Below are 852 nucleotides of genomic sequence, written 5' to 3'. Positions count from 1 at the left end.
ACGTTTTTCAACGTGCTCTAGCGGGTAGGCACAACGACCGTTTTCAGTAATGCTTGTATCTGTGTAATCTGGTAGACGCTTATCATCAGAAAGCGCTACGTTTTCTACGATTGCACCGAACTTGATCGCATCCCAAATGATTGGCTCATTCTTTTGAGATAGATCAATAGTCTTCGCATAGCAGCCGCCTTCAATATTGAAGACAACGCCTTTGCCCCAACCGTGCTCGTCATCACCAATAAGGTAACGCGCAGGGTCAGCAGACAAGGTAGTTTTACCTGTACCTGACAAACCGAAGAACAATGTTGTTTCGCCGTCATCACCAACGTTTGCAGAACAATGCATTGGTAATACGTCTTTCTCTGGCAACAAGAAGTTCTGAACAGAGAACATTGCTTTCTTCATTTCACCCGCATAACGCATACCTGCAAGCAAAACGCGACGCTTGGCGAAGTTGATGATTACTGTACCGTCACTATTAGTACCGTCACGCTCAGGTACACACTCAAAGCTTGCAACGTTTAGGATTTCCCATTCTTGCTTATCGGCCTGGTTATATTGCTCAGGGCGGATAAACAGATTGCGACCAAACAGGTTCTGCCAAGCAGTTTCTGTTGCAACCTTAACAGGTAGATAGTGATCAGCATCTGCACCCACGTGAAGGTGAGAAAGATAGCTATCTCGCTCAGCCAAATACGCCTCGACTCGTTCCCACAAAGCATCGAACTTTTCAGGGTCGAATGGTCGGTTAATTGGACCCCAGCCGATTGCATCCGAAGTACTCGGCTCATCAACAATATAGCGGTCCATAGGAGAGCGTCCTGTTCTTTTGCCGGTGGTAACGACTAAAGA

At 46.7% G+C, this 852-nt stretch carries 1 protein-coding gene; it reads right to left on the bottom strand.

All coding sequences use genetic code 11. The features are described from left to right. Positions 1-852 (bottom strand): phosphoenolpyruvate carboxykinase (ATP) (locus A3735_RS02425; protein WP_156499346.1); only part of this gene is annotated, 852 nt, incomplete at both ends.

This window comes from Oleiphilus sp. HI0061 (assembly GCF_001635675.1).
The sequence above is the reverse complement of the archived record's forward strand: the minus strand, read 5'-3'. Positions and strand labels throughout refer to the sequence as shown.